The sequence below is a fragment of the Gordonia oryzae genome, assembly GCF_003797185.1.
In the GTDB taxonomy this organism is placed as follows: domain Bacteria; phylum Actinomycetota; class Actinomycetes; order Mycobacteriales; family Mycobacteriaceae; genus Gordonia; species Gordonia oryzae.
Genome location: NZ_RKMH01000005.1, coordinates 182,867 through 203,877 on the forward strand (window position 1 = coordinate 182,867; position 21,011 = coordinate 203,877).

The 21,011-nt window shown below is 67.6% G+C and carries 21 protein-coding genes; 18 read left to right on the plus strand and 3 right to left on the minus strand.

All coding sequences use genetic code 11. The annotated features are described in order from the left end of the window. Nucleotides 1-4: 4 nt before the first annotated feature. Together glgX and EF294_RS08205 are read right to left on the minus strand one after the other, a co-directional pair. A complete protein-coding gene (gene glgX, locus EF294_RS08200; protein ID WP_123928012.1) occupies nt 5-2,620 on the minus strand; it encodes a glycogen debranching protein GlgX in 2,616 nt (871 codons plus the stop codon). A gap of 268 nt (nt 2,621-2,888) precedes the next feature. Next, nucleotides 2,889-3,458 carry a TetR/AcrR family transcriptional regulator gene (locus tag EF294_RS08205; RefSeq protein ID WP_123928015.1) on the minus strand — a complete coding sequence of 190 codons (570 nt, stop codon included), beginning with the start codon at nt 3,456-3,458 and terminating at the stop codon, nt 2,889-2,891. Between the two features lie 179 nt (nt 3,459-3,637). Between EF294_RS08205 and EF294_RS08210 the strand changes: the two genes are divergently transcribed. From EF294_RS08210 to nadC, 9 genes are all read left to right on the plus strand, one after another. Further along, a complete protein-coding gene (locus tag EF294_RS08210; protein WP_123928018.1) occupies nt 3,638-4,936 on the plus strand; it encodes an adenosylmethionine--8-amino-7-oxononanoate transaminase in 1,299 nt (432 codons plus the stop codon). Nucleotides 4,937-4,941: 5 nt separating this feature from the next. Further along, the gene (locus EF294_RS08215; protein WP_425459410.1) at nt 4,942-6,123 is read left to right on the plus strand and encodes an 8-amino-7-oxononanoate synthase; all 1,182 of its coding nucleotides are present in this window, start codon (nt 4,942-4,944) and stop codon (nt 6,121-6,123) included. A 62-nt stretch (nt 6,124-6,185) separates the two neighbouring features. After that, nucleotides 6,186-6,932 (plus strand): dethiobiotin synthase, encoded by a 747-nt coding sequence (bioD, locus tag EF294_RS08220; protein ID WP_123928025.1) that lies wholly within the window; start codon nt 6,186-6,188, stop codon nt 6,930-6,932. Further along, nucleotides 6,929-7,966, plus strand: a complete 1,038-nt coding sequence (bioB, locus tag EF294_RS08225; RefSeq protein WP_123928028.1) for a biotin synthase BioB — start codon at nt 6,929-6,931, stop codon at nt 7,964-7,966. Before bioD ends, bioB begins: the two co-directional genes overlap by 4 nt. 48 nt (nt 7,967-8,014) lie before the next feature. Further along, complete coding sequence (gene bsaP, locus EF294_RS08230; RefSeq protein ID WP_123928031.1) at nt 8,015-8,275, plus strand: biotin synthase auxiliary protein BsaP; 261 nt, start codon at nt 8,015-8,017, stop codon at nt 8,273-8,275. Next, entirely contained in the window at nt 8,272-8,886 is a 615-nt protein-coding gene (locus tag EF294_RS08235) for a DUF2567 domain-containing protein (protein WP_123928034.1), read from the plus strand. The genes bsaP and EF294_RS08235 overlap by 4 nt, the downstream gene beginning before the upstream one ends. An 89-nt stretch (nt 8,887-8,975) precedes the next feature. Next, complete coding sequence (locus EF294_RS08240; RefSeq protein ID WP_123928037.1) at nt 8,976-9,692, plus strand: NUDIX hydrolase; 717 nt, start codon at nt 8,976-8,978, stop codon at nt 9,690-9,692. Nucleotides 9,693-10,460: 768 nt separating this feature from the next. Continuing rightward, on the plus strand, nt 10,461-11,522 hold the full coding sequence (gene nadA, locus EF294_RS08250) for a quinolinate synthase NadA (RefSeq protein ID WP_123928040.1): 1,062 nt from the start codon (nt 10,461-10,463) through the stop codon (nt 11,520-11,522). Nucleotides 11,523-11,526: 4 nt separating this feature from the next. Further along, nucleotides 11,527-12,426 carry a carboxylating nicotinate-nucleotide diphosphorylase gene (nadC, locus tag EF294_RS08255; protein WP_123928043.1) on the plus strand — a complete coding sequence of 300 codons (900 nt, stop codon included), beginning with the start codon at nt 11,527-11,529 and terminating at the stop codon, nt 12,424-12,426. A 276-nt stretch (nt 12,427-12,702) separates the two neighbouring features. Here the strand turns inward: nadC and EF294_RS08260 are convergent, their stop codons facing one another. Beyond that, nucleotides 12,703-13,740 carry an alpha/beta hydrolase gene (locus EF294_RS08260; RefSeq protein WP_123928046.1) on the minus strand — a complete coding sequence of 346 codons (1,038 nt, stop codon included), beginning with the start codon at nt 13,738-13,740 and terminating at the stop codon, nt 12,703-12,705. Between the two features lie 245 nt (nt 13,741-13,985). Here EF294_RS08260 and hisD point away from each other — a divergent pair, with 245 nt between their 5' ends. The 9 genes from hisD to hisI all read left to right on the plus strand — a co-directional run bounded on the left by hisD (nt 13,986) and on the right by hisI (nt 21,007). Continuing rightward, nucleotides 13,986-15,326, plus strand: a complete 1,341-nt coding sequence (gene hisD, locus EF294_RS08265; RefSeq protein ID WP_123928049.1) for a histidinol dehydrogenase — start codon at nt 13,986-13,988, stop codon at nt 15,324-15,326. A 116-nt stretch (nt 15,327-15,442) separates the two neighbouring features. Further along, nucleotides 15,443-16,594: a histidinol-phosphate transaminase gene (locus EF294_RS08270; protein ID WP_123928327.1), complete on the plus strand. Its 1,152-nt coding sequence runs from the start codon at nt 15,443-15,445 to the stop codon at nt 16,592-16,594. After that, the gene (gene hisB, locus EF294_RS08275) at nt 16,595-17,236 is read left to right on the plus strand and encodes an imidazoleglycerol-phosphate dehydratase HisB (RefSeq protein ID WP_123928052.1); all 642 of its coding nucleotides are present in this window, start codon (nt 16,595-16,597) and stop codon (nt 17,234-17,236) included. Beyond that, complete coding sequence (hisH, locus tag EF294_RS08280; RefSeq protein ID WP_014360307.1) at nt 17,233-17,874, plus strand: imidazole glycerol phosphate synthase subunit HisH; 642 nt, start codon at nt 17,233-17,235, stop codon at nt 17,872-17,874. The genes hisB and hisH overlap by 4 nt, the downstream gene beginning before the upstream one ends. Beyond that, a complete protein-coding gene (locus EF294_RS08285) occupies nt 17,871-18,143 on the plus strand; it encodes a hypothetical protein (protein WP_123928055.1) in 273 nt (90 codons plus the stop codon). The genes hisH and EF294_RS08285 overlap by 4 nt, the downstream gene beginning before the upstream one ends. Nucleotides 18,144-18,161: 18 nt before the next feature. Further along, on the plus strand, nt 18,162-18,905 hold the full coding sequence (gene priA, locus EF294_RS08290) for a bifunctional 1-(5-phosphoribosyl)-5-((5-phosphoribosylamino)methylideneamino)imidazole-4-carboxamide isomerase/phosphoribosylanthranilate isomerase PriA (protein WP_123928058.1): 744 nt from the start codon (nt 18,162-18,164) through the stop codon (nt 18,903-18,905). After that, on the plus strand, nt 18,902-19,753 hold the full coding sequence (locus EF294_RS08295; RefSeq protein WP_123928061.1) for an inositol monophosphatase family protein: 852 nt from the start codon (nt 18,902-18,904) through the stop codon (nt 19,751-19,753). Before priA ends, EF294_RS08295 begins: the two co-directional genes overlap by 4 nt. Further along, nucleotides 19,750-20,637, plus strand: a complete 888-nt coding sequence (hisF, locus tag EF294_RS08300; RefSeq protein ID WP_123928064.1) for an imidazole glycerol phosphate synthase subunit HisF — start codon at nt 19,750-19,752, stop codon at nt 20,635-20,637. The genes EF294_RS08295 and hisF overlap by 4 nt, the downstream gene beginning before the upstream one ends. A 4-nt stretch (nt 20,638-20,641) precedes the next feature. Continuing rightward, nucleotides 20,642-21,007 carry a phosphoribosyl-AMP cyclohydrolase gene (gene hisI / locus EF294_RS08305; protein ID WP_123928067.1) on the plus strand — a complete coding sequence of 122 codons (366 nt, stop codon included), beginning with the start codon at nt 20,642-20,644 and terminating at the stop codon, nt 21,005-21,007. Nucleotides 21,008-21,011: the final 4 nt, after the last annotated feature.

Sequence of the window (21,011 nt, forward strand, 5' to 3'; positions counted from 1 at the left end):
CGGATCAGTTCTGCTCTCGCAGGACGAGTAGCGAGCGGGCCTGAACCGTGAATGTGGTTCCGCCACAGGCATCCTCGATATCGGAGTCGCCGGTGGGTTGTGCGGAGTCGAGGACACCGGTCCATCCCGACTCCAGGATGGACGGCAGCGTGAACTCGATCGGCTCGTAGTGGGCGTTGAAGCAGATGATGAAGCTGTCGTCGACGATCTTCTCGCCGCGCTCGTCCTTTTCGCCGATCCCGTTGCCGTTGAGGAACACCGCGAGACTCTTGCCGAATCCGCTGTCCCAGTCGGCGGTGGTCATCTCCTCGCCTGAGGGGGTGAGCCAGGCGATGTCGAGATACTGCCTACCCCACCGGATGGGCTTGCCCGCGAAGAACCGGCGTCGGCGGAACACCGGGTGTCTGGTGCGCAGCGCGATGGCCTTTCGGGTGAACTCCAGCAGATCGGAGTTCTTCTCCGCCAACGACCAGTCCATCCAGGACAACTGGGAATCCTGGCAGTAGACGTTGTTGTTGCCCGACTGCGTGCGTCCGATCTCATCCCCATGGGCGAGCATCGGCGTCCCCTGTGAGAGGAACAGCGTGGCAAGGATGTTGCGTTGCTGCCGGGCACGCAGCGCATTGACCTCTGGATCGTCGGAGGGACCCTCGACCCCACAGTTCCAGGATCGGTTGTGGCTTTCGCCGTCGCGGTTGTCCTCGCCGTTGGCCATGTTGTGTTTCTCGTTGTAGGACACGAGATCACGCAAGGTGAAGCCGTCATGGGCGATGACGAAGTTGATGCTCGCGAGCGGGCGCCGCCCGGTCGCCTCGTAGAGATCCGACGATCCGGTGAGCCGGGAGGCGAACTCGCCCAGGGTGGACGGTTCCCCGCGCCAGTAGTCCCGTACGGTGTCGCGGTATTTCCCGTTCCATTCGGTCCATAGCGGCGGGAAATTCCCGACCTGATATCCGCCTTCGCCGACGTCCCACGGCTCGGCGATGAGCTTGACCTGGCTGACCACCGGATCCTGTTGGACCAGGTCGAAGAACGCCGAGAGCCGGTCCACGTCATGCAGTTCGCGTGCCAGTGTCGAGGCGAGATCGAACCGGAAACCGTCGACGTGCATCTCGAGCACCCAGTAGCGCAGCGAATCCATGATCAGCTGCAGGGTGTGCGGATGGCGGCCGTTGAGACTGTTGCCGGTCCCGGTGTAGTCCATGTATAACTCTGGATTGTCGTCCACGAGACGGTAGTAGGCGGCATTGTCGATTCCGCGGAAAGCGATCGTCGGCCCGAGGTGATTGCCCTCGGCGGTGTGGTTGTAGACCACATCGAGAATCACCTCGATACCCGCCTTGTGAAAGGCGCGCACCATAGCCTTGAACTCGGTGACCGCGCTCCCGGGCTGGTCGTGATTCGACGCATAGTCGGCATGCGGTGCAAAGAAGCCGAAGGTATTGTAGCCCCAGTAGTTTCGCAGACCTTTGTCGACCAGGACGAAGTCCTGCATGAACTGATGTACCGGCATCAGTTCGATGGCGGTCACCCCCAAGGACTTCAGGTGATCGATGATCACCGGATGACACAGCCCGGAGTACGTGCCGCGCAACGACTCGGGGACGTCGGGATGCGTCGCGGTCATGCCCTTGACGTGGGCCTCGTAGATCACCGTCTGGTGGTACGGCAGCCGGGGCGAGTGGTCGTTCTGCCAATCGAAGTACGGATTGATGACCACCGACAACATGGTGTGCCCCAACGAATCCAGTTGCGGCATCGTCGGCGACGGTTGTGGCTCGGCGACCGGCTCCGGTGCCTGCGGCACGACGTCGGTGGTGTCGTCGGCGGGCAGTCCGCCGGTGTCGGAGGGCCCTTGGCCATCCGACAGTTCGGTGCCCGGCGCTGCTGCATCGGACACCGCGGGGCCTATGGCATCTGTTGTCGCAGAGTCGGACTCGTCGGCATCCGTCGAATCGGCGGTAGAGTTGGTGACCTCGGCAGCCTCGAACTCTGCGGTATCCGCTTCGTCGAGAGTGTTGTCCTCGTCGTCGGAGCTCTCGGTGGTCCCGGCGCTCGCATGATCGGCGGCGGTGGTGGTCTCGGGTAGCGGGTAGGAGAACAGTGACGCATCACCGTCGAATTCGCCGTGATATGCCTTCCCGTAGGGATCGAGAAGCAGTTTGCTGGGGTCGCAACGTAATCCGCGTCCGGGATCGTACGGTCCGTGGACGCGGTAGCCGTAGAACTGGCCGGGACCGACATTGGGCAGGTAGCAGTGCCAGCAGTATCCGTCGACCTCTTCGATACGGACGCGGCGTTCGTTACCGTCGCGATCGATCAGGCACAGATCCACTGCCTCGGCGACCTCGGAGAACAGGGAGAAGTTGGTTCCCACTCCGTCGTAGGTGGCACCCAGCGGGTATGCCTGACCGGGCCACACCGGAATCGGCGTGGGCTCCGGCTCGACTATCGCCTCTCCCCGCTGGGCGACGTCGGCGATGAGACTGTCCGTCGGATGGGGTCGGGTGCTACTGCTCAGAGGGCCCGCGGTGGAGCCGGTACCGGTCCCGGTGGCAGAAGTCTCGGTACCTGCGGTCTCGCACCCTGGGGCGCCATCGGCGGTTGGCGGTACGGTCATACCCACCTTCTGTCGGTCATGCACCGACAGTAGTCGCGAAGCCGCGCGCATTCATCTTGGCAGGAACCCATTGAGCTCCGGTGTCTTGCCTTCCTACGCCGCCGGTTGAGGGCGGTGCTCGCCGGAGCTGCCTGTCGTACCCGTCGGTGCGACGGCCCACGTGGCTTGCGCTGAGGTATAGCGGTCCTTGCATACGACGATGGTGTCCACGATCGCGGGACAGCGCTTGCAAGTATGCGCACCCTCGACGCCACCCGCGCCGACTGTTCTACAAGTGCCCGGCGACGCGGGCGCGACTGCGGGCGCCGTCGATGATGACCGCCAGTGCGCCGGTGAATTCCTCGTCGAAGTCCCGATCGGACGGCTCGATGACTCTGAGCCGCTCCATCTGGGCTCGCGTCTGTTCCTCGATCGTCAGCCCGATCACCAGCTGGCAGATCGCGGTCGCGACCGCACGGGCCCCGTGCTCGTCGAGGCCGCCGAGTGCGGCGGCGGAGGCCACGTCGTCGGCGACGGCCCGCCCGGACAATGCGCTGGCCCAGCTGGACGAGACGACCTCGGCGCTGTCGGGGACGGCCAGCAGGGCCGTGCGCATTCCGGTCGCCAGTGCCTCAAGGCGTTCGTCCCACCGCAGGTCCGGAGCGGGTTCGGCGATGTCGGTGAGGATATCGTCGGCGAGTGCCGCCAACAGCGTCTGTTTGTTGGGGAAGTGCCAGTACAGGGCGTTGGGGCGGACGCCGACCTCGGTTGCCAGCCTGCGCATGGTCAGGTCTGCGAGGCTGTGTCGGGTGAGCACGTCGCGGGCGGCGGCGAGGATGTCGGCGCGATTGTTGCTCACCCGGACAGCGTAGAACCCCGGGGCCGGGCACCGCCGATGCGCTCCTGTACACCGTCCAGGACATCCCTGTACAGTGTCCAGGCGAGGCTTCGCCAGAGGCAGCCCCTCCCGCGCCTGTGTGGGCCGCCCGGCCCCGGATCGACACGTCGCCCGCATCGACACATCGAAGGAACGTCCCCGTGGATCAGATGAGCATCAGCCGCATCGATGCGGAACACATCTGGCATCCCTACGGTGCGTTCCCGCCGTCGACCCGGCCGCTCGTCGTCACCGGCGCATCCGGCGTGCGACTGGAGCTGGCCGACGGACGCACGGTCGTCGACGGGATGAGCTCGTGGTGGGCGGCCATCCATGGGTATCGTCACCCGGTGCTCGACGCCGCGGTGCGGCGGCAGCTGGACTCGATGTCGCACGTCATGTTCGGCGGACTCACCCACGAGCCCGCAGCGCGACTCGCCGAGCTCCTCGTCGAGCTCACCCCCGAACCGCTGCGCAAGGTGTTCTTCTGCGATTCCGGATCGGTTTCGGTGGAGGTCGCGGTCAAGATGGCGCTGCAGTACTGGCGTGGTCGTGGCGAACCGGGCCGCACCCGGTTGCTCACGTGGCGCGGCGGTTACCACGGCGACACCTTCACCCCGATGAGCGTGTGCGACCCCGACGGCGGGATGCACAGCATGTGGACTGACGTCCTGGCCCGCCAGATCTTCGTGCCGACGCCGCCGGAGGACGCCGACGACGCCTACGACGCCGACGTCGCCGACATCGTCGCAGTCCATCGCGACGAACTTGCGGCGATCATCGTCGAACCGATCGTCCAGGGCGCCGGGGGCATGCGCTTCCACGATCCGGCGCATCTGCGCGCCCTGCGCCGCATCTGCGACGAGCAGGGCGTGCTGTTGATCTTCGACGAGATCGCCACCGGCTTCGGTCGTACCGGATCGATGTTCGCGGCCGATCACGCCGGTGTCGCCCCCGACATCATGTGTGTCGGCAAGGCCTTGACCGGGGGATACCTCACCCTCGCCGCGACCCTGTGCACCGAGGAGATTGCCGAGGTGATCAGTTCCGGGGAGGCGGGCGGCCTGGCCCACGGACCCACGTTCATGGCCAATCCGCTGGCGTGTGCGGTCGCCGTCGCGTCGACCGAACTACTGCTGTCGCGCCGGTGGCGTGACGATGTCACCCGCATCCGGGACGGGCTGCGCCACGGACTCGACCCGCTGCGCCGCCTCGACGGTGTCCGCGATGTCCGGGTCCTCGGCGCGATCGGCGTCGTCGAACTCGACCGACCGGTCGACATGACCGCCGCCACCACCGCCGCGCTCGACGCCGGCGCATGGCTGCGACCATTCCGCACCCTGATCTACGCCATGCCGCCGTTCCTGTGCTCCGACGACGACGTCGAGGTGATCACGCGCGCCATGACATCGGCGGCGCAGGCCAGTATCGCCGCAACCCGAGAGGTGGTGTCGTCGTGACCACCATGGACACGATCATCGGCACGACCGGGCCCGCCCTCGACTGGCTGCACGCGGCCCAACATGCCACCGCGCAGGCCGGGCTGCATCGGGACCCCGTCGTTCGCGACGGCGGTGCGGGCCTGCTCGATCTCGCCTCGAACGACTACCTGGGGATGTCGCGGAATCCGGCCGTACTCGCCGCGGCGCGCACGGCGATCGACGAGTGGGGCGCGGGCTCGACCGCCTCGCGATTGGTCGCGGGCACCACCCGTGCGCACCTCGACCTCGAAGACGAGATCGCCGAATTCCTGGGATTCCCTTCGGCTCTGGTGTTCTCCTCCGGCTACCTCGCCAACGTGGGGGCGATCACCGCGCTGGTCGGACGCGGCGACCTGATCGTCAGCGACACCGGTACCCACGCCTCCCTGATCGACGGCTGCCGGCTGTCGCGGGCGCGTGTGGTGGTCGTCGATCGCGGCGATCACGACGCGGTCCGCGCGGCCCTCGCGGCCCGGGAGGAGGAACGCGCACTCGTCGTCACCGACTCGATCTACAGCGTCGACGGAGCTGCCGCTCCCGTGCGCGAACTCTACGACGCCGCACGAGCGCACGGCGCGGCGCTGTTGGTCGACGAGGCGCACGGCCTCGGGGTCCGCGGCTCGGGCGGACGCGGCGTCATCGCCGAGGCCGGGCTCTCGGGTGCACCGGATCTCGTGGTGACCACGGTCGCCTCGAAATCGCTGGGCGCACAAGGGGGAGTGGTACTCGGACCGACGGTGCTGCGCGGCCACCTGATCGACCGGGCCCGCACCTTCATCTTCGACACCGGCCTCAATCCGGGGGCCGTCGGCGCCGCCCGCGCCGCCCTGGCGCTGCTGCGGGCGGACCCAGACATGCCACTACGGTTGCGCGACAACGTCCTGCGTATCGCCGACCGTCTCGGCCTGACCCTGCCGCTCGGCCCCGACGGGACACCGCAGACCTCCGCGGTGCTCTCGGTGATCGTCGGTGATCCGCAACCCGCGCTCGCCGCCGCCGCCGCCTGCCGGGCCCGCGGGGTGTTCGTCGGATGCTTCCGACCGCCGTCGGTACCGCCGGGTACCTCGCGTCTGCGGCTGACGATGCGCGCCGACCTCGACGTCGCCGACGTCGATCGTGCTGCCGACGTCGTCCTCGCCGCACTCCGGGAGGTGGGTGTTCGATGACCGGTGGTCGGGTTGTCCCACAAAGCCTTACGGGTTCACATGGTCTTGCGGATCGTTGCCTGGTGATCACCGGCACCTCGACCGACGTAGGTAAGACCGTCGTCACCGCAGCGCTCGCCGTGACCCTGGTGGACCGCGGTGTCGATGTCGCGGTGTGCAAGCCCGCCCAAACCGGCGTCGGACCCGACGGGCCCGGTGATCTCGCCACCGTCACGGCCCTCGCCGGAGCGCTGCCGACCCACGAGTGCGTGCGGTTCGCCGACCCCCTTGCCCCCGAGACCGCGGCCCGACATGCCGGGACGCCGCAGGCCGACCGCGGCACGATGGGCGATCAGATCGCCGGATTTGTCGCGGCACACCAGATGACGCTCGTTGAGGGTTCCGGCGGGCTCCTGGTCCGGTTGGCTCCCGAGCACACGATCCTCGACGTGGCCGCCGCACTCGCCGCCGACGTGCTCGTCGTCGTCGACCCCGCACTCGGCGCCCTCAACCACGCCGAACTGACGGTTCGGGCCATCCGGTCAGCGGGGCTGCGGCCGGCCGGGCTCGTTCTCGGATCGTGGCCGGGCACGCCCGATCTCGCGATGCGCTGCAATCGCGAGGATCTGCCGCGGCTGACCGGGGTACCGGTCGTCGGGGTGCTGCCCGCTGGTGCCGGCGGCCGTAGCCGGGCCGAGTTCACCGAGACCGCACCCGGCTGGTTCGACCCCGGCTGGATCGAGAGCCTCACTCCCACAACGCCGATGCCGTCACCTCAGTCGGTACCCGCACCACCATCAGTCCCCGCACATCAAGGAGTTCACCCATGACCCAGGCCCCCGTACAGTCCCACGTCGCGGCCGGGACCGACACCGACATCCTCGCCGTCGCCCGCGCACAGGTCCTCGAACGCGGTGAGGCGCTGACCCGCGATCAGGTGCTCACCGTGCTCCGACTCGGCGACGACCGGCTTACCGAGCTCCTGCAACTGGCCCACGACGTCCGCATGCGGTGGTGCGGGCCTGAGGTCGAGGTCGAGGGCATCATCTCACTCAAGACCGGCGGGTGCCCCGAGGACTGCCACTTCTGTTCGCAGTCTGGCCTTTTCGCCTCCCCGGTGCGCAGCGCCTGGATCGACATCCCGTCCCTGGTCGAAGCCGCCAAGCAGACGGCCAAGACCGGAGCCACCGAGTTCTGCATCGTCGCGGCCGTACGCGGCCCCGACACGCGACTGCTCGCGCAGGTGGCCGCCGGGATCGAGGCGATCCGCAACGAGGTCGACATCCAGATCGCCTGCAGCCTGGGCATGCTCACCCAGGATCAGGTCGACCAGCTCAAGGACATGGGTGTCCATCGCTACAACCACAACCTGGAGACCGCCCGCAGTCACTTCCCGAACGTGGTCACCACCCACACCTGGGAAGAGCGTTGGGACACGCTGCGCATGGTTCGCGACGCGGGTATGGAGGTCTGCTGCGGCGGCATCCTCGGCATGGGGGAGTCTCTCGAGCAGCGCGCCGAGTTCGCCGCCGACCTTGCCTCGCTCGAGCCCGACGAGGTGCCGCTGAACTTCTTGAATCCGCGTCCGGGCACCCCGTTCGGCGATCTCGACGTGTTGCCCGCGGCCGAGGCGCTCAAAGCCGTCGCCGCATTCCGGTTGGCCCTGCCGCGCACGATTCTGCGGTTCGCCGGTGGCCGCGAGATCACCCTCGGCGATCTCGGGGCCAAGCAGGGCATCCTCGGCGGCATCAACGCCGTCATCGTCGGAAACTACCTGACGACGTTGGGCCGCCCCGCCGAGGACGACCTCGATCTCCTGCAGGACTTGTCGATGCCCATCAAGGCGCTCAACGACAGCATCTGATCCCCCCCCAGGACGAACGTGACTAGGCTCGCCAGCGTGAGTGGTGCGATGACAACAAGCGTGACCTCCGGCGCGGTGCCGATCCCGGGCCCGCTGGATCAGCCGTGCCGGTACGGCGTATACACCGGGATCGAGGTGGAGATCGAGTCGGCCGACGCCATACCGCCCGCGGCCCGGCTCGGCCTCGAGCCGCCTCGATTCTGCGGGCAGTGCGGGCGGCGCATGATCGTGCAGGTCCGCCCCGACGGATGGGATGCGCGATGCTCGCGGCACGGTCGCGTCGACTCCTCCGACCTGGGGCACCGATGACCGCGCCGGGGACGGTGTCCGCCGGCCGCCGCAGGCACCCCGCGCACCGCACCCCGGCGACGCTGGCGGCGTGCGCAGTGGTGATCGGAGTGCTCGCGGTGGTCGCCGGTGGTCTGTGGGCTGTGATCACCCCGTCGATGAGCGCTCTGAAGGGTGCCCATCAGGTGTATCCGATCGACAGCGTCGCCGGTGTCTCGGCGTTTGCGTTCGTCATGCTCGGGTACGGCGCGCTGGCAGGCGTACTGGGGTGGCTGGTGGCCCCGGGGTGGCGCGGGCTGCCCGGGTACGCGACCGTCGTTCTCACCACGGTGCTCGGGTCGGGCATCGCCGGATGGGCCGGGACCCTGATCGCGGCGCGTCGCTTCACCGATCCCGACTCGGTCACCGTAGGTGCCCTCTTCCGGGCCGTCCCGCAACTGTGGCTCGACGGCGCCACCCGCGGAACCCCCAGTGGTCCATGGGTGTTGGCGATCTGCGCGCCGCTCACGGCCACGGTCGTCTACCTCGTCTTCGCCCTGGCCAATCGCCACGGAGATCTCGGCGTCGGGGATGCGCCGCCCGAAACCCCGGCGCCGCAACCTGTTCCCGTGCAGCCCGCCCCGCCTGCCTAGTCGCGACGGTGCCCGTCCTGGCATCGACGGCGCCCATCTCGACGTCGACGGCGCCAGTCGATACTGAGGCGCACCCCTACAATCGACCCATGCCATCATCCGCGCGCGCCGAGGAGTCCGGCGAGGCGTCCGTCTCGCCCTTGCGTGTCGAGGTCCTGACCGCGGTGTTCCAGGTCCGCGACATCGACCGCACCGCGCCGGAACTCTGTGTGCTCCTGGCCCGCGGCGAGGGATCGACGTGGTGTCTCCCCGGCGGGCGGGTCGGCGCCGAGGACACCCTGGAAAGCTGCGCGCGGCTGGTCGTCGCAGACCTGGTCGACATCGACACCCTCGTGCACCTCGAACAGCTTTCGGTGTTCTCCGCGCCGCATCGCGTGCCAGGTATCAGAACCATCGCGTCGACCTACCTCGGACTCGTGCCGAGCGATGCGCACACGACCGCACGGGATCGCGCCGACTGGCACCGTGTCGAAGCGTTGCCCGAACTGGCCTTCGATCACGACGCTGTCATCGCCAAGGCCCGCCATCGGTTGGCCGCGAAGCTCTCCTACACCAACATCGCTTTCGCGTTGGCGCCGAGAAGGTTCCCGATGTCGGAGCTCTCCGAGATCTACGGTGCTGCTCTCGGCTACCGCGTCGACACCACCAATCTCCTGCGGATCCTCAGTCGCCGGGGTGTTGTCGTCGCCACCGGCACGTTGGGCCGGACGGGCCGGTCCGGGGGGCGGCCACCGGCCTTGTATGCCTTTACCGACAACCAACTTCGCGTCACCGACGAGTTCGCCACCCTCAAGCCGCCCATGTGAATTCTCGACATGAACTCTGTCGGCTGTGCGTTCGTCCGGCGGCCGCAGCAAAGTTCGTCGATCACGACCAGCCCGTTCTGGAGGGCAGACCACCGCGATGCCGTGGTGCACGTGGTGCGTCCGGTCTGGGCGTCTTTGCTGCACAACCCGGCCAGCTGAGTGATGGTGGCACCTGCTGAGGTGTTCAGATCCGTCGCTGCCTCGGACGTGGAGTCCACGAGGGGCCAGGTACACGACACCTCGACCTCGCGGCACGCCAGCGGGACCGCGGGATACTGCCGTGTCTGCGCCGGCTCGGGCACGAGGGCAGGGCGCGACGACTTCGGTTGTGGCATCGGGGGGACGATACGACGCACGGCGAGACGGTCGAGCGACCCCCGACGGCGAACCGCCGGCAGAGGTTGCGAGCAGTACGCCCCGCCGCACCGGCATGACCAGGCGTGGCGCGACGATGGGGACGATCCGGGGCCCGAGATTCTCCGGTGGCGGTCAGACGTGCGGTCATCATGGTCGTCGCCGGGGAACGTGCAGGTGCGGGGGTGTGCGGCGACGCACTACCGAAACTGGGTTCGACGCGCGTCACCGGCACACGCGCGTAGTCACTCAGTGGAATGCGCTTGGAACTGCTCATATACATGGGAATGTCCGCGTATGGGGCCGGTGTTACGATGGTCACCGGGTTTTCGATCAGTAGTCGAAAACCGGTCTCGGAGCACAGCCTGTGCCGCGAGCAGTAATGCCCGAGCGGCATGAAGGACGGAGTGGCAGATGAGCATCACCAGCGACCGCATCGCCGTCGGCGACAGCACGCCGGCACTGATCGACGCCCGGTGGGTGGACGGTCCCGGGGGATACACCGGTGTCGAACCGACCGCGGAGTGGGCCGAGGAGGTCCGACGCCTCGCACGTGCCCGCAATGCCACGCTGCTCGCCCACAATTATGAGCTGCCGGCCATCCAGGACGTCGCCGACCACGTCGGCGACTCGCTGGCCCTGTCGCGCATCGCCGCGGAGGTCGACTCCGACGAAATCGTCTTCTGCGGTGTGCATTTCATGGCCGAGACCGCGAAGATCCTGAGTCCGGACAAGCGTGTGCTCATTCCCGACGCCCGAGCCGGCTGTTCGCTGGCCGACTCGATCACCGCCGACGACCTGCGCGCCTGGAAGCAGGAGTACCCCGACGCCGTCGTGGTCTCCTACGTGAACACCACCGCCGAGGTCAAGGGCCTCACCGACATCTGCTGCACCTCGTCGAACGCCGTCGACGTGGTCGCCTCGATCGATCCCGAGCGTGATGTGCTCTTCCTGCCCGATCAGTTCCTCGGGGCACACGTCAAGCGAGAGACCGGCCGCGACAACATCCACATCTGGGCCGGCGAATGCCACGTGCACGCCGGGATCAACGGCGACGAGCTGACCGCGCAGGCCAACGCCCACCCCGACGCCGACCTGTTCATCCACCCCGAATGCGGTTGCGCCACATCGGCGTTGTACCTTGCCGGTGAGGGCGCAGTTCCCGACAACCGGGTCAAGATTCTCTCCACCGGCGGGATGATTGATGCCGCCCGCTCCACCGGTGCCAGGCAGGTCCTCGTCGCCACCGAGATCGGCATGCTGCACCAGCTGCGAAAGGCCGCCCCCGGCATCGACTTCCAGGCCGTCAACGATCGCGCTTCCTGCCCGTACATGAAAATGATCACCCCGGCTGCGCTGCTGCGCGCGTTGCGGGAGGGTCGCGACGAGGTGTTCGTCGCCGATGACGTCGCCGAGCGTGCCCGGCGCAGCGTGGAGCGGATGATCGCGATCGGTAATCCGGGCTCGGGGGAGTGACACGATGAACGCCACGTTTGTCGGGCAGGAAACGGCCACGGGCCGAGACGAACTCGAGATCACCGACGAGATCCGTGCGCTCATCCGCACCGCACTCGACGAGGACCTGCGCTACGGGCCCGACGTGACCACCGCTGCCACGGTGGCGCCGGACGCGAGCACCGACGCCGCGATCGTGTCCCGCCAACACGGCGTCGTTGCTGGAATCCCGTTGGTGCAGGCGGTCTTCGACGAGGTCATCGGTGCCGAGGCGTACACGGTGACCGAGGTTGTGCCCGACGGCACGCGAGTGGCACCTGGCGACACGGTCTTCGCGGTACATGCACCGACCGCGGCTCTGCTCACCGCCGAGCGCACCTGTCTGAACCTGCTGTGTCACCTGTCGGGGATCGCCACCGCGACTGCGACGTGGGTCGATGCTGTCGCCGGTACCGACGTCGCGATCAGGGATTCCCGGAAGACGTTGCCCGGCATGCGGTCTCTACAGAAGTATGCCGTCCGCGCCGGTGGCGGTGTCAACCATCGGATGGGCCTGGGTGACGCCGCACTGATCAAGGACAACCATGTGGCCGCGGCCGGATCGGTTCGCGCCGCGTTGCAGGCTGTGCGCGCGGCCGCGCCGGATATGCCGGTGGAGGTTGAAGTCGATTCGCTCGAACAGTTCGACGAGGTCCTCGAGTTGTCGCCGCAACTGGTACTCCTGGACAATTTCGAGCCCTGGGCCACCCAGATCGCGGTGCAGCGCCGCAATTCTCGGTCACCGCAGACCAAGTTGGAGAGTTCCGGTGGCTTAACGCTCGACGTCGCTGCCGAATACGCCCGCACCGGCGTCGACTATCTCGCCGTGGGGGCGCTCACCCACTCGGTGGCCGTGCTCGATCTCGGGTTGGATATCGGCGACTGAGACGATCGGCGGCCGTGACGATCGGCAATCGAGGCCAACATCGACAGCGATACTCACCTTGGTTGACCGGGCGGCCTTTGGTTGACCGGGCGGCGCGCCGTCTGAACGGTGCTCGGCAGGATTGCGAAGAACACCGCGGCAACGTGACGTCGGCGACGTCACGCGCGGGCGCGCAACGGCATTGCGGTGATCTCAGTCCGGAGTTCGGAACAATGCAGAAATCATGCATCAAGTGCAGGCCGCGGATCAGTAAGTATCTGATGGCAAGCTTGGCGCTCACGCCCCGATCGCGCGCCCGATCACCGGCCACGAGGCACGTAGGTCCGCGGCGAACACGCCCCAGGAGTGCGATCCCAGCGGCCGTGCCGAGAATGTGTGCGCAATCCCCAAGGCGGTCAACCGATTGGACACGGCCGCAGTGCATGCTCGCGTGTACGCCTCGATCTGACCACCGCCGGCAAGCCCGCCGAGGGTCTCGGCCGGGCCGCCGTCGATCGGACCGGGCACACCGGTGGCCGCCGACAGGAACACCGCCGTGCCGCGCAGCTTGCCCGCATTGACGATCGGGTCATTGGCCATCCAATCGGGGCCGCCCGGCGGTCCCCACATGTTGAGCACGTTGCCGCCGCCGCGGGTGACCACGGCGGTCACCGCGCCGACGCCGAGCAGGTCGGTGGTACCGGGACACCCGCTGTAGGACGCCACGGCTCGGTACAAGCCGGGAGCCGATTCGGCGATCGCCAGGGCCGGACCGCCCGACATCGACACCCCGGTGATCGCGTTGATCCCGTTGGTGTGAAAGGCGCGGTTGACGATCGGCGGCAGTTCTCGCGTCAGAAAGGTTCGCCACTTGTTGCGGCCCAGGACCGGATCGTCTCGCTGCCAGTCGGTGAACATCGACGCGCGACCTCCGACCGGGAAGACTGCCGTCACGGCCTTGCCTGCGAAGAAGGCACGGGCGCCACCGTTGTTGATCCAGGAGATCCCGTCCTCGCCGCCACCGAGTCCCGGCAGCATGTAGACGGCCGGCCCCGGAGGTCGACCGGGCGGGTGCAGGACCTGACTGGTGATCACCTTGCCCATTGCCGACGAGTACACCTTGAGTACCGACTCGGTTGGGGAGAGGTCGTGAACGGCGACGAGGTGTGCGGCCTGTGCGCGAGCCGGCACCTGCGCACCGGCGGTCGCGGCCAGCAGCAGCATCGCCGCGATCATCCCGATGCGGCGGGCCCATGAAGAAGCGGTGGGTCCGGCCCCATGGGGTCCTGCGCCGTTCGGTCCGGGGCGTCTCAGGCCAGGTCGTCGAGTTGTCATCCACATGCTCCGTTCGCAGATGGTGTGGTCTCGCGACGCATATCTGTGAGGTCGCTGTGAGCATATCCGTGACAGGTGGAGCCATAGTTACTCATGGTGCGATTTTGTTAGAGATGCGTAATGAATCCGAGTTCTTGCATCCGCAAGGTGTGCACTGCTCGCTGCCATGAGGTGCAGATGAAATCCGCTCGCCACGTGCCCGTATCCTGGATGGGTCATTCCTCCAGTCACGCCAGGAGAGATCCATGCTCGCCCGAACCGACCTGCGCGGTAGCACCCCGACGCTTGCGCAACTGCGTCGTGCGTTGCCCCGCGGGGGCACCGACGTCAACGCCGTTCTCGACACGGTGGGGCCGGTGGTCCATGCCGTCGCCGAGCGCGGCACGGCAGCGGCGCTGGACTACGGGGATCGCTTCGACGGTGTACGGCCCGCGTCGGTGCGGGTGCCGTCGTCGGTGATCGGTGACGCACTCGCAGCGTTGGATCCGGCGGTCGCCGACGCGTTGCGCGAGTCGATCACCCGCGCGCGTGCAGTGCACGCCGATCAGCGCAGACAGACCTCGCGGACACAGGTCGTCGACGGCGGTGTGGTCAGCGAGAAGTGGATTCCGGTGCGGCGCGTCGGGTTGTACGTACCCGGCGGCAATGCTGTGTATCCCTCGTCGGTGATCATGAACGTCGTTCCGGCCCAGGAGGCAGGGGTCGGGTCGCTGGTGGTGGCCTCGCCGCCGCAGAAGGACTTCGGCGGATGGCCGCATCCGACGATCCTGGCCGCGTGCGCGTTGCTCGGGGTCGACGAGGTGTGGGCGGTCGGCGGAGCGCAGGGCGTTGCCCTGTTGACCTACGGCGGAACCGACACCGACGCCGCCGATGCGCCCGGCGCCGTCCTCGATCCGGTGGACCTCATCACCGGTCCGGGCAACATCTACGTGACGGCGGCCAAGCGACTGTGCCGCGGGGTCGTTGGTATCGATTCGGAGGCTGGGCCGACCGAGATCGCGATTCTCGCCGACGAGACGGCGGTGCCCGAACTCGTTGCCGCAGATCTGATCTCCCAGGCCGAGCACGATGTCCTGGCCGCCTCGGTACTCGTCACCGACAGCGTCGACCTCGCCGATGCCGTCGACGCGGCCCTCGACGGTCAGGTGGCGCAGACCAAACACCGTGAACGAGTCGCAATCGCCTTGGCCGGTCAGCAATCCGGTGTGGTGCTCGTCGACGATCTCGACGCCGGTCTGGCGGTGGTCGACGCCTACGCCGCTGAGCATCTCGAGATCCAGACGCGTGACGCGGCTGCGGTGGCCGATCGTGTGCACAATGCCGGCGCGATCTTCGTCGGTAACTACGCGCCGGTCAGCCTCGGTGACTACTGTGCGGGTTCCAATCACGTTCTGCCGACCTCGGGTTCGGCGCGCTTCGCGTCGGGATTGTCGGTGCAGACCTTCCTCAAGGGCGTCCATGTCATCGACTACGACGAGGCCGCGCTGCGTGACGTCGCCGACAAGGTCGTCACCCTGGCCCAGGCCGAAGACCTTCCGGCACATGGGGATGCGATCACCCGGCGCTTCAAGGGGGACGCGCGGTGACTGCGGAGGTACCCGGCGCCGGGAGCGTAGCGAGCGGGCCGAAGGTGCCCGGCGCCGGGAGCGTAGCGAGCGGGCCGAAGGTACCCGGCGCCGGGAGCGTAGCGAGCGGGCCGAAGATGCCCGGCGCCGGGAGCGTAGCGAGCGGGCCGAAGGTACCCGGCGCGTCCATCTCGGTCGATGAGTTGCCGTTGCGGGACAACCTTCGTGGGAAGAGCGCTTACGGGGCGCCGCAGTTGACGGTGCCGGTGGTGCTCAACACCAATGAGAATCCGCATCCGCCGTCGGTGGCGTTGATCGCCGATGTCGCCGAGTCGGTCCGTGCGGCGGCGGCCGAGTTACATCGATACCCCGACCGGGATGCGATCGCGTTGCGCGGGAAGCTCGCAGAGTATCTCACCCGCGCCACCGGGGTGCGGTTGTCGGTCGAGAACCTCTGGGCGGCAAATGGTTCTAACGAGATTCTGCAGCAGCTGTTGCAGGCCTTCGGGGGGCCGGGGAGGACCGCGTTGGGATTTGTGCCCAGCTATTCGATGCATCCGATCATCTCCGACGGCACCACCACCACCTGGCTGGAGGCCAAGCGCAACGCCGATTTCTCGCTCGACGTCGATTACGCGATCGGTGAGGTTGCTGCGCGTCGCCCCGACGTTGTGTTCCTCACCTCGCCCAACAACCCGACTGGTGCGTCGATCCCGAACGCCGGGTTGCGCGCCATCGTCGATGCCGCGCCGGGCATCGTCATCGTCGACGAAGCGTACGGCGAGTTCTCCGAGCAACCCAGTGCGGCCGAATTGATCGAGGAGTTCCCGGCTAAGGTCGTCGTCAGCCGCACGATGAGCAAGGCGTTTGCTTTCGCCGGTGGACGGCTCGGGTATCTGGCCGCGTCGCCGGCGATCGTCGAAGCGCTGCAACTGGTTCGGTTGCCCTATCACCTGTCGGTGCTGACCCAGGCGTCGGCGCAGGCGGCGCTTCGCCACGGTGACGAGACCTTGTCCGGGGTCGCCACGATCATCGCCGAACGCAAGCGCGTCGTCGCCGAGCTCGCCGCGGCAGGTTTCGAGGTGGTCGATTCCGACGCCAACTTCGTTCTCTTCGGACGATTCGCCGACGCCTCCGCGTCGTGGCTGCGCTACCTCGACGACGGGGTCCTCATCCGGGACGTCGGGATTGCTGCCCATCTGCGGGTGACGATCGGTCTGCGCACCGAGAATGATGTCTTCCTCGAGGTCAGTCGACGCCTGGCCGCAACCGATCTGGAGAATGGCTGAGTGAGCACCACACAGGAGTCGAGTACAACCGGGGCCCGGATCGGTAAGGTCGAGCGCACCACCAAGGAGTCGTCGATCGCCGTCGAGATCGATCTCGACGGCACTGGTCGCACCGACATCTCCACCGGCATCGCGTTCTTTGATCACATGCTCACCGCGTTCGGTGCGCACGGCAGCTTCGATCTGACAGTCAAGGCGACCGGCGATGTCGAGGTCGAGGGCCACCACACCATCGAGGACACCGCGATCGTCCTCGGTCAGGCACTCGGTCGGGCGCTCGGGGACAAGAAGGGCATCCGTCGCTTCGGCGACTGCTACATCCCGATGGACGAGACCCTCGCGCACGCCGTCGTCGACGTGTCGGGCCGACCGTACTGCGTCCACACCGGAGAGCCGGAGCATCTGCTGACCGCGGTTATCGGCGGGTATCCAGGCGTCCCGTACTCGACAATCATCAACCGGCACGTCTTCGAGTCGATCGCGATGAATGCCCGTATCGCACTGCATGTTCGGGTGCTCTATGGACGCGATCAGCACCACATCACCGAGGCGGAGTTCAAAGCCGTTGCCCGCGCGCTGCGTGAGGCCACCGAGGCCGATCCGCGGGTGACCGGGGTGCCCTCGACGAAAGGTGCTCTATGAGCGGGCCCGACGTCGTTGTCCTCGATTACGGGTCCGGGAATCTGCGGTCGGCGCAGCGGGCACTGGAGCGGGCAGGAGCCCAGGTCACCGTTTCGGCCGACTTCGACACCGCCCTGAACGCGACTGGTCTGGTCGTGCCGGGCGTCGGGGCCTTCGCGGCATGTATGGAGGGGCTACGTGCTGTGAAGGGTGACCGGATCATCGGGCGTCGCCTCGCCGGCGGACGTCCGGTCCTCGGGATCTGCGTGGGCATGCAGATCCTGTTCGACCACGGCGTCGAGTTCGGGGAGGAGGCCGACGGATGCGGTGAGTGGCCCGGTTCGATCACCCGGCTGCCCGCACCGGTGCTGCCGCACATGGGATGGAACACCGTCGACGCACCCGACGATTCGGTGCTGTTCGCCGGGCTCGACGCCGACACCCGCTTCTACTTCGTGCACTCCTACGCCGCGCAGTCGTGGGAGATGGACAACGACGGCACCGCGTTGCGCGCACCCCGGTTGACCTGGGCCGATTACGGTGGGAAATTCCTCGCCGCGGTCGAGAACGGCCCGTTGAGCGCCACTCAGTTCCATCCGGAGAAATCCGGTGACGCCGGGGCGCACCTGCTCGCCAACTGGATCGGGGCCCTCTCATGACCGACTCGGGTGCCGGTGGCGATCTGCAGTACCGCTTTTCTTATGGTCGATTCGTCCTCTTCGTCCTCGGCGCAGGTGTCATCGTGCTGGTGATCTGCATCCCGGTGGTGCTGGCGTTGGCCAGATGGAATGCGATCGCCGGGTTGGTCGCGTCGCTGGTCAGCATCGTGCTGATGATCACGGCGATCGGCATCACCTCCAAACGCTTGATTGGCAAAGCCGAACGCGCGCTGCGCGCCCAGCATCGCAGCAACCCCCCGAGCTCCTGAAAGGACCCGCGCAACCCCATGGGAACAACCCTCGAACTGCTTCCGGCCGTCGACGTCGCCGATGGTCAGGCGGTGCGCCTGGTCCAGGGTGCCGCCGGTACGGAAACCTCCTACGGTTCACCGCGTGAGGCCGCGCTGGCCTGGCAGAAGGACGGTGCGGAGTGGATTCACCTCGTCGACCTCGACGCGGCCTTCGGACGGGGCAACAACCGTGACCTGCTCGCCGAGGTCGTCGGCGAACTCGACGTGAAGGTCGAATTGTCCGGCGGCATCCGCGACGACGAGTCGCTCGATGCCGCACTGGCCACCGGTTGTACGCGGGTGAATCTGGGCACCGCCGCCCTGGAGAATCCGCAGTGGTGTGCCACGGCGATCGAGCGATTCGGCGACCGGATCGCCGTCGGACTCGACGTCATCCGGGAAGGCTCGTCGTACCGGTTGCGTGGGCGCGGCTGGGTGACCGACGGCGGCGATCTGTGGGAGGTACTCGAACGGCTCAATGGCGACGGATGTGCGCGGTACGTCCTCACCGACGTTTCCAAGGACGGGACGCTGGGCGGCCCGAATCTCGAGCTGCTCGCCGAGGTGGCCGCGGCCACGGACGCGCCGATCGTCGCGTCCGGTGGGGTGTCGGCGCTCGACGACCTCATCGCGATCGCCGGCCTGGTGGAGCAGGGCGTCGAGGGTGCGATCGTCGGCAAGGCGCTCTACGCCGGGCGGTTCACGCTGCCCGAGGCATTGACGGCGGTCGGCGGCCGGTGACCGCGGACGCCGACTTGGATTTGTCCCGACTGCTCCAGGTGGCCGGGCGAGTCCTCGACGGGGTCAGCGACGAGTTCATCACCGGTCTGGGAGCGCCCAGCGCGGTCCGTAAGAGTGCCACCGACTTCGCCACCCAGGTCGATCTCGATCTCGAACGCCGGATCGTCGGCGAGCTGACCGAGTTGACCGGCATCGGGGTGCACGGTGAGGAATTCGGCGGCCCGCCCGTCGACGAGGGAGTGGTGTGGGTCCTCGATCCGGTCGACGGCACCTACAACTACTCGGCCGGTGTGCCTTTGACGGGCATCCTGCTCGCGCTGCTCGTCGACGGCGAAAGTGTGATGGGACTGACGTGGCTGCCGTTGTCGGGGCAACGTTTCGCCGGACACCTCGACTCGCCGTTGCTGTGCAATGGTGAGCCGGTAACCCCTTCCGGTGCAACGTCATTGGCGCAGTGCGCGATCGGTTTCGGGCCGTTCGATGTCGGGCACGGCGGCCGGTATCCGGGCGCTCGCCGCGCCGACCTGATCCGGGCGCTGTCCGGGCGTGTGGCTCGGCTGCGGATGACCGGCAGCACCGGGGTCGACATGGCCTACGCGGCGTCGGGGACCTTCGGCGGATCGATCGCCTTCGGTCGTCACCCGTGGGACAACGCTGCCGGGGCAGCCCTGGTTCGTGCTGCCGGTGGCGTGGCCACCGATCTCTCCGGACAGCACTGGACCGTCGACTCGCCGTCGTTGGTCGCGGGGTCACCGGGGATTCATTCGGCGCTGATGGACGTTGTGTACGAGGTGATCGGTGACGAGTGGTCCGCCGATGCCTCCCGACCCGAGGAGACCGACCGATGACTTTGGCCGTGCGTGTGATCCCGTGTCTCGACGTCGACAACGGACGCGTCGTCAAGGGCGTCAACTTCGCGAACCTGCGTGATGCCGGTGATCCGGTGGAACTCGCGGCGCGCTACGACGCGGAGGGTGCCGACGAGCTCACATTCCTCGACGTCACCGCGTCGAGCTCGGGGCGCGCCACGATGATCGAGGTCGTCGGTCGTACCGCCGAGCAGATCTTCATCCCGCTGACCGTCGGTGGCGGCATCCGCACCGTCGCCGACGTCGACACGATGCTGCGGGCCGGCGCCGACAAGGTCAGCGTCAACACCGCAGCGATTGCCCGGCCCGAGGTGCTCGAGGAGATGAGCCGGCGTTTCGGTTCTCAGTGCATCGTGCTGTCGGTTGACGCGCGGACCGTGCCCGACGGTGAGCAACCCACTCCGTCGGGTTGGGAGGTCACCACGCATGGTGGCCGCCGGGGTACCGGTGTCGACGCTGTCGAATGGGCACGGCGCGGACAAGAACTCGGTGTCGGGGAGATCCTGTTGAACTCGATGGATGCCGACGGCACCAAGCAGGGCTTCGATTTGCGCATGCTGACCGCGGTCCGTGCGGCCGTTGAGGTGCCGGTCATCGCCAGCGGTGGCGCGGGGGCGGTCGAGCACTTCGCGCCGGCGGTCGCGGCCGGCGCCGATGCGGTGCTCGCGGCCTCGGTGTTTCACTTCGGCCAGCTCACCATCGGTGAGGTCAAAGTGTCGATGGCGGCCGCCGGGATCACCGTGCGGAACGCGCGCGACACGACCGTGCGGAACGCGCGCGACACGACCGTGCGGAACGCGCGCGACACGACCGTGCGGAACGCGCGCGACACGACCGTGCGGAACGCACCGATGGAGGTGTGAGGCGATGGCTCTCGATCCGGAGTTGACGAATCGGCTCACCCGCAATGCCGACGGGCTATTCAGCGCGGTCGCGCAGGAGCGTGAGACGGGCACGGTGCTGATGGTGGCGTGGATGGACGACACCGCGCTCGAACGCACCCTGGCCACCCGGCGCGCGACCTACTTCTCGCGGTCCCGTCAGGAGTATTGGGTCAAGGGTGAGACCAGCGGTCACACCCAGTACGTGCATGACGTCCGGCTCGACTGCGATGGCGACACGGTTCTGTTGATCGTCGATCAGGTCGGGGCGGCGTGCCACACCGGTAATCACAGTTGTTTCGATACCCCGTCGTTGCCGTTCGCCCAACCCGACGCTTCCGGCGCGGGGTAGTGCC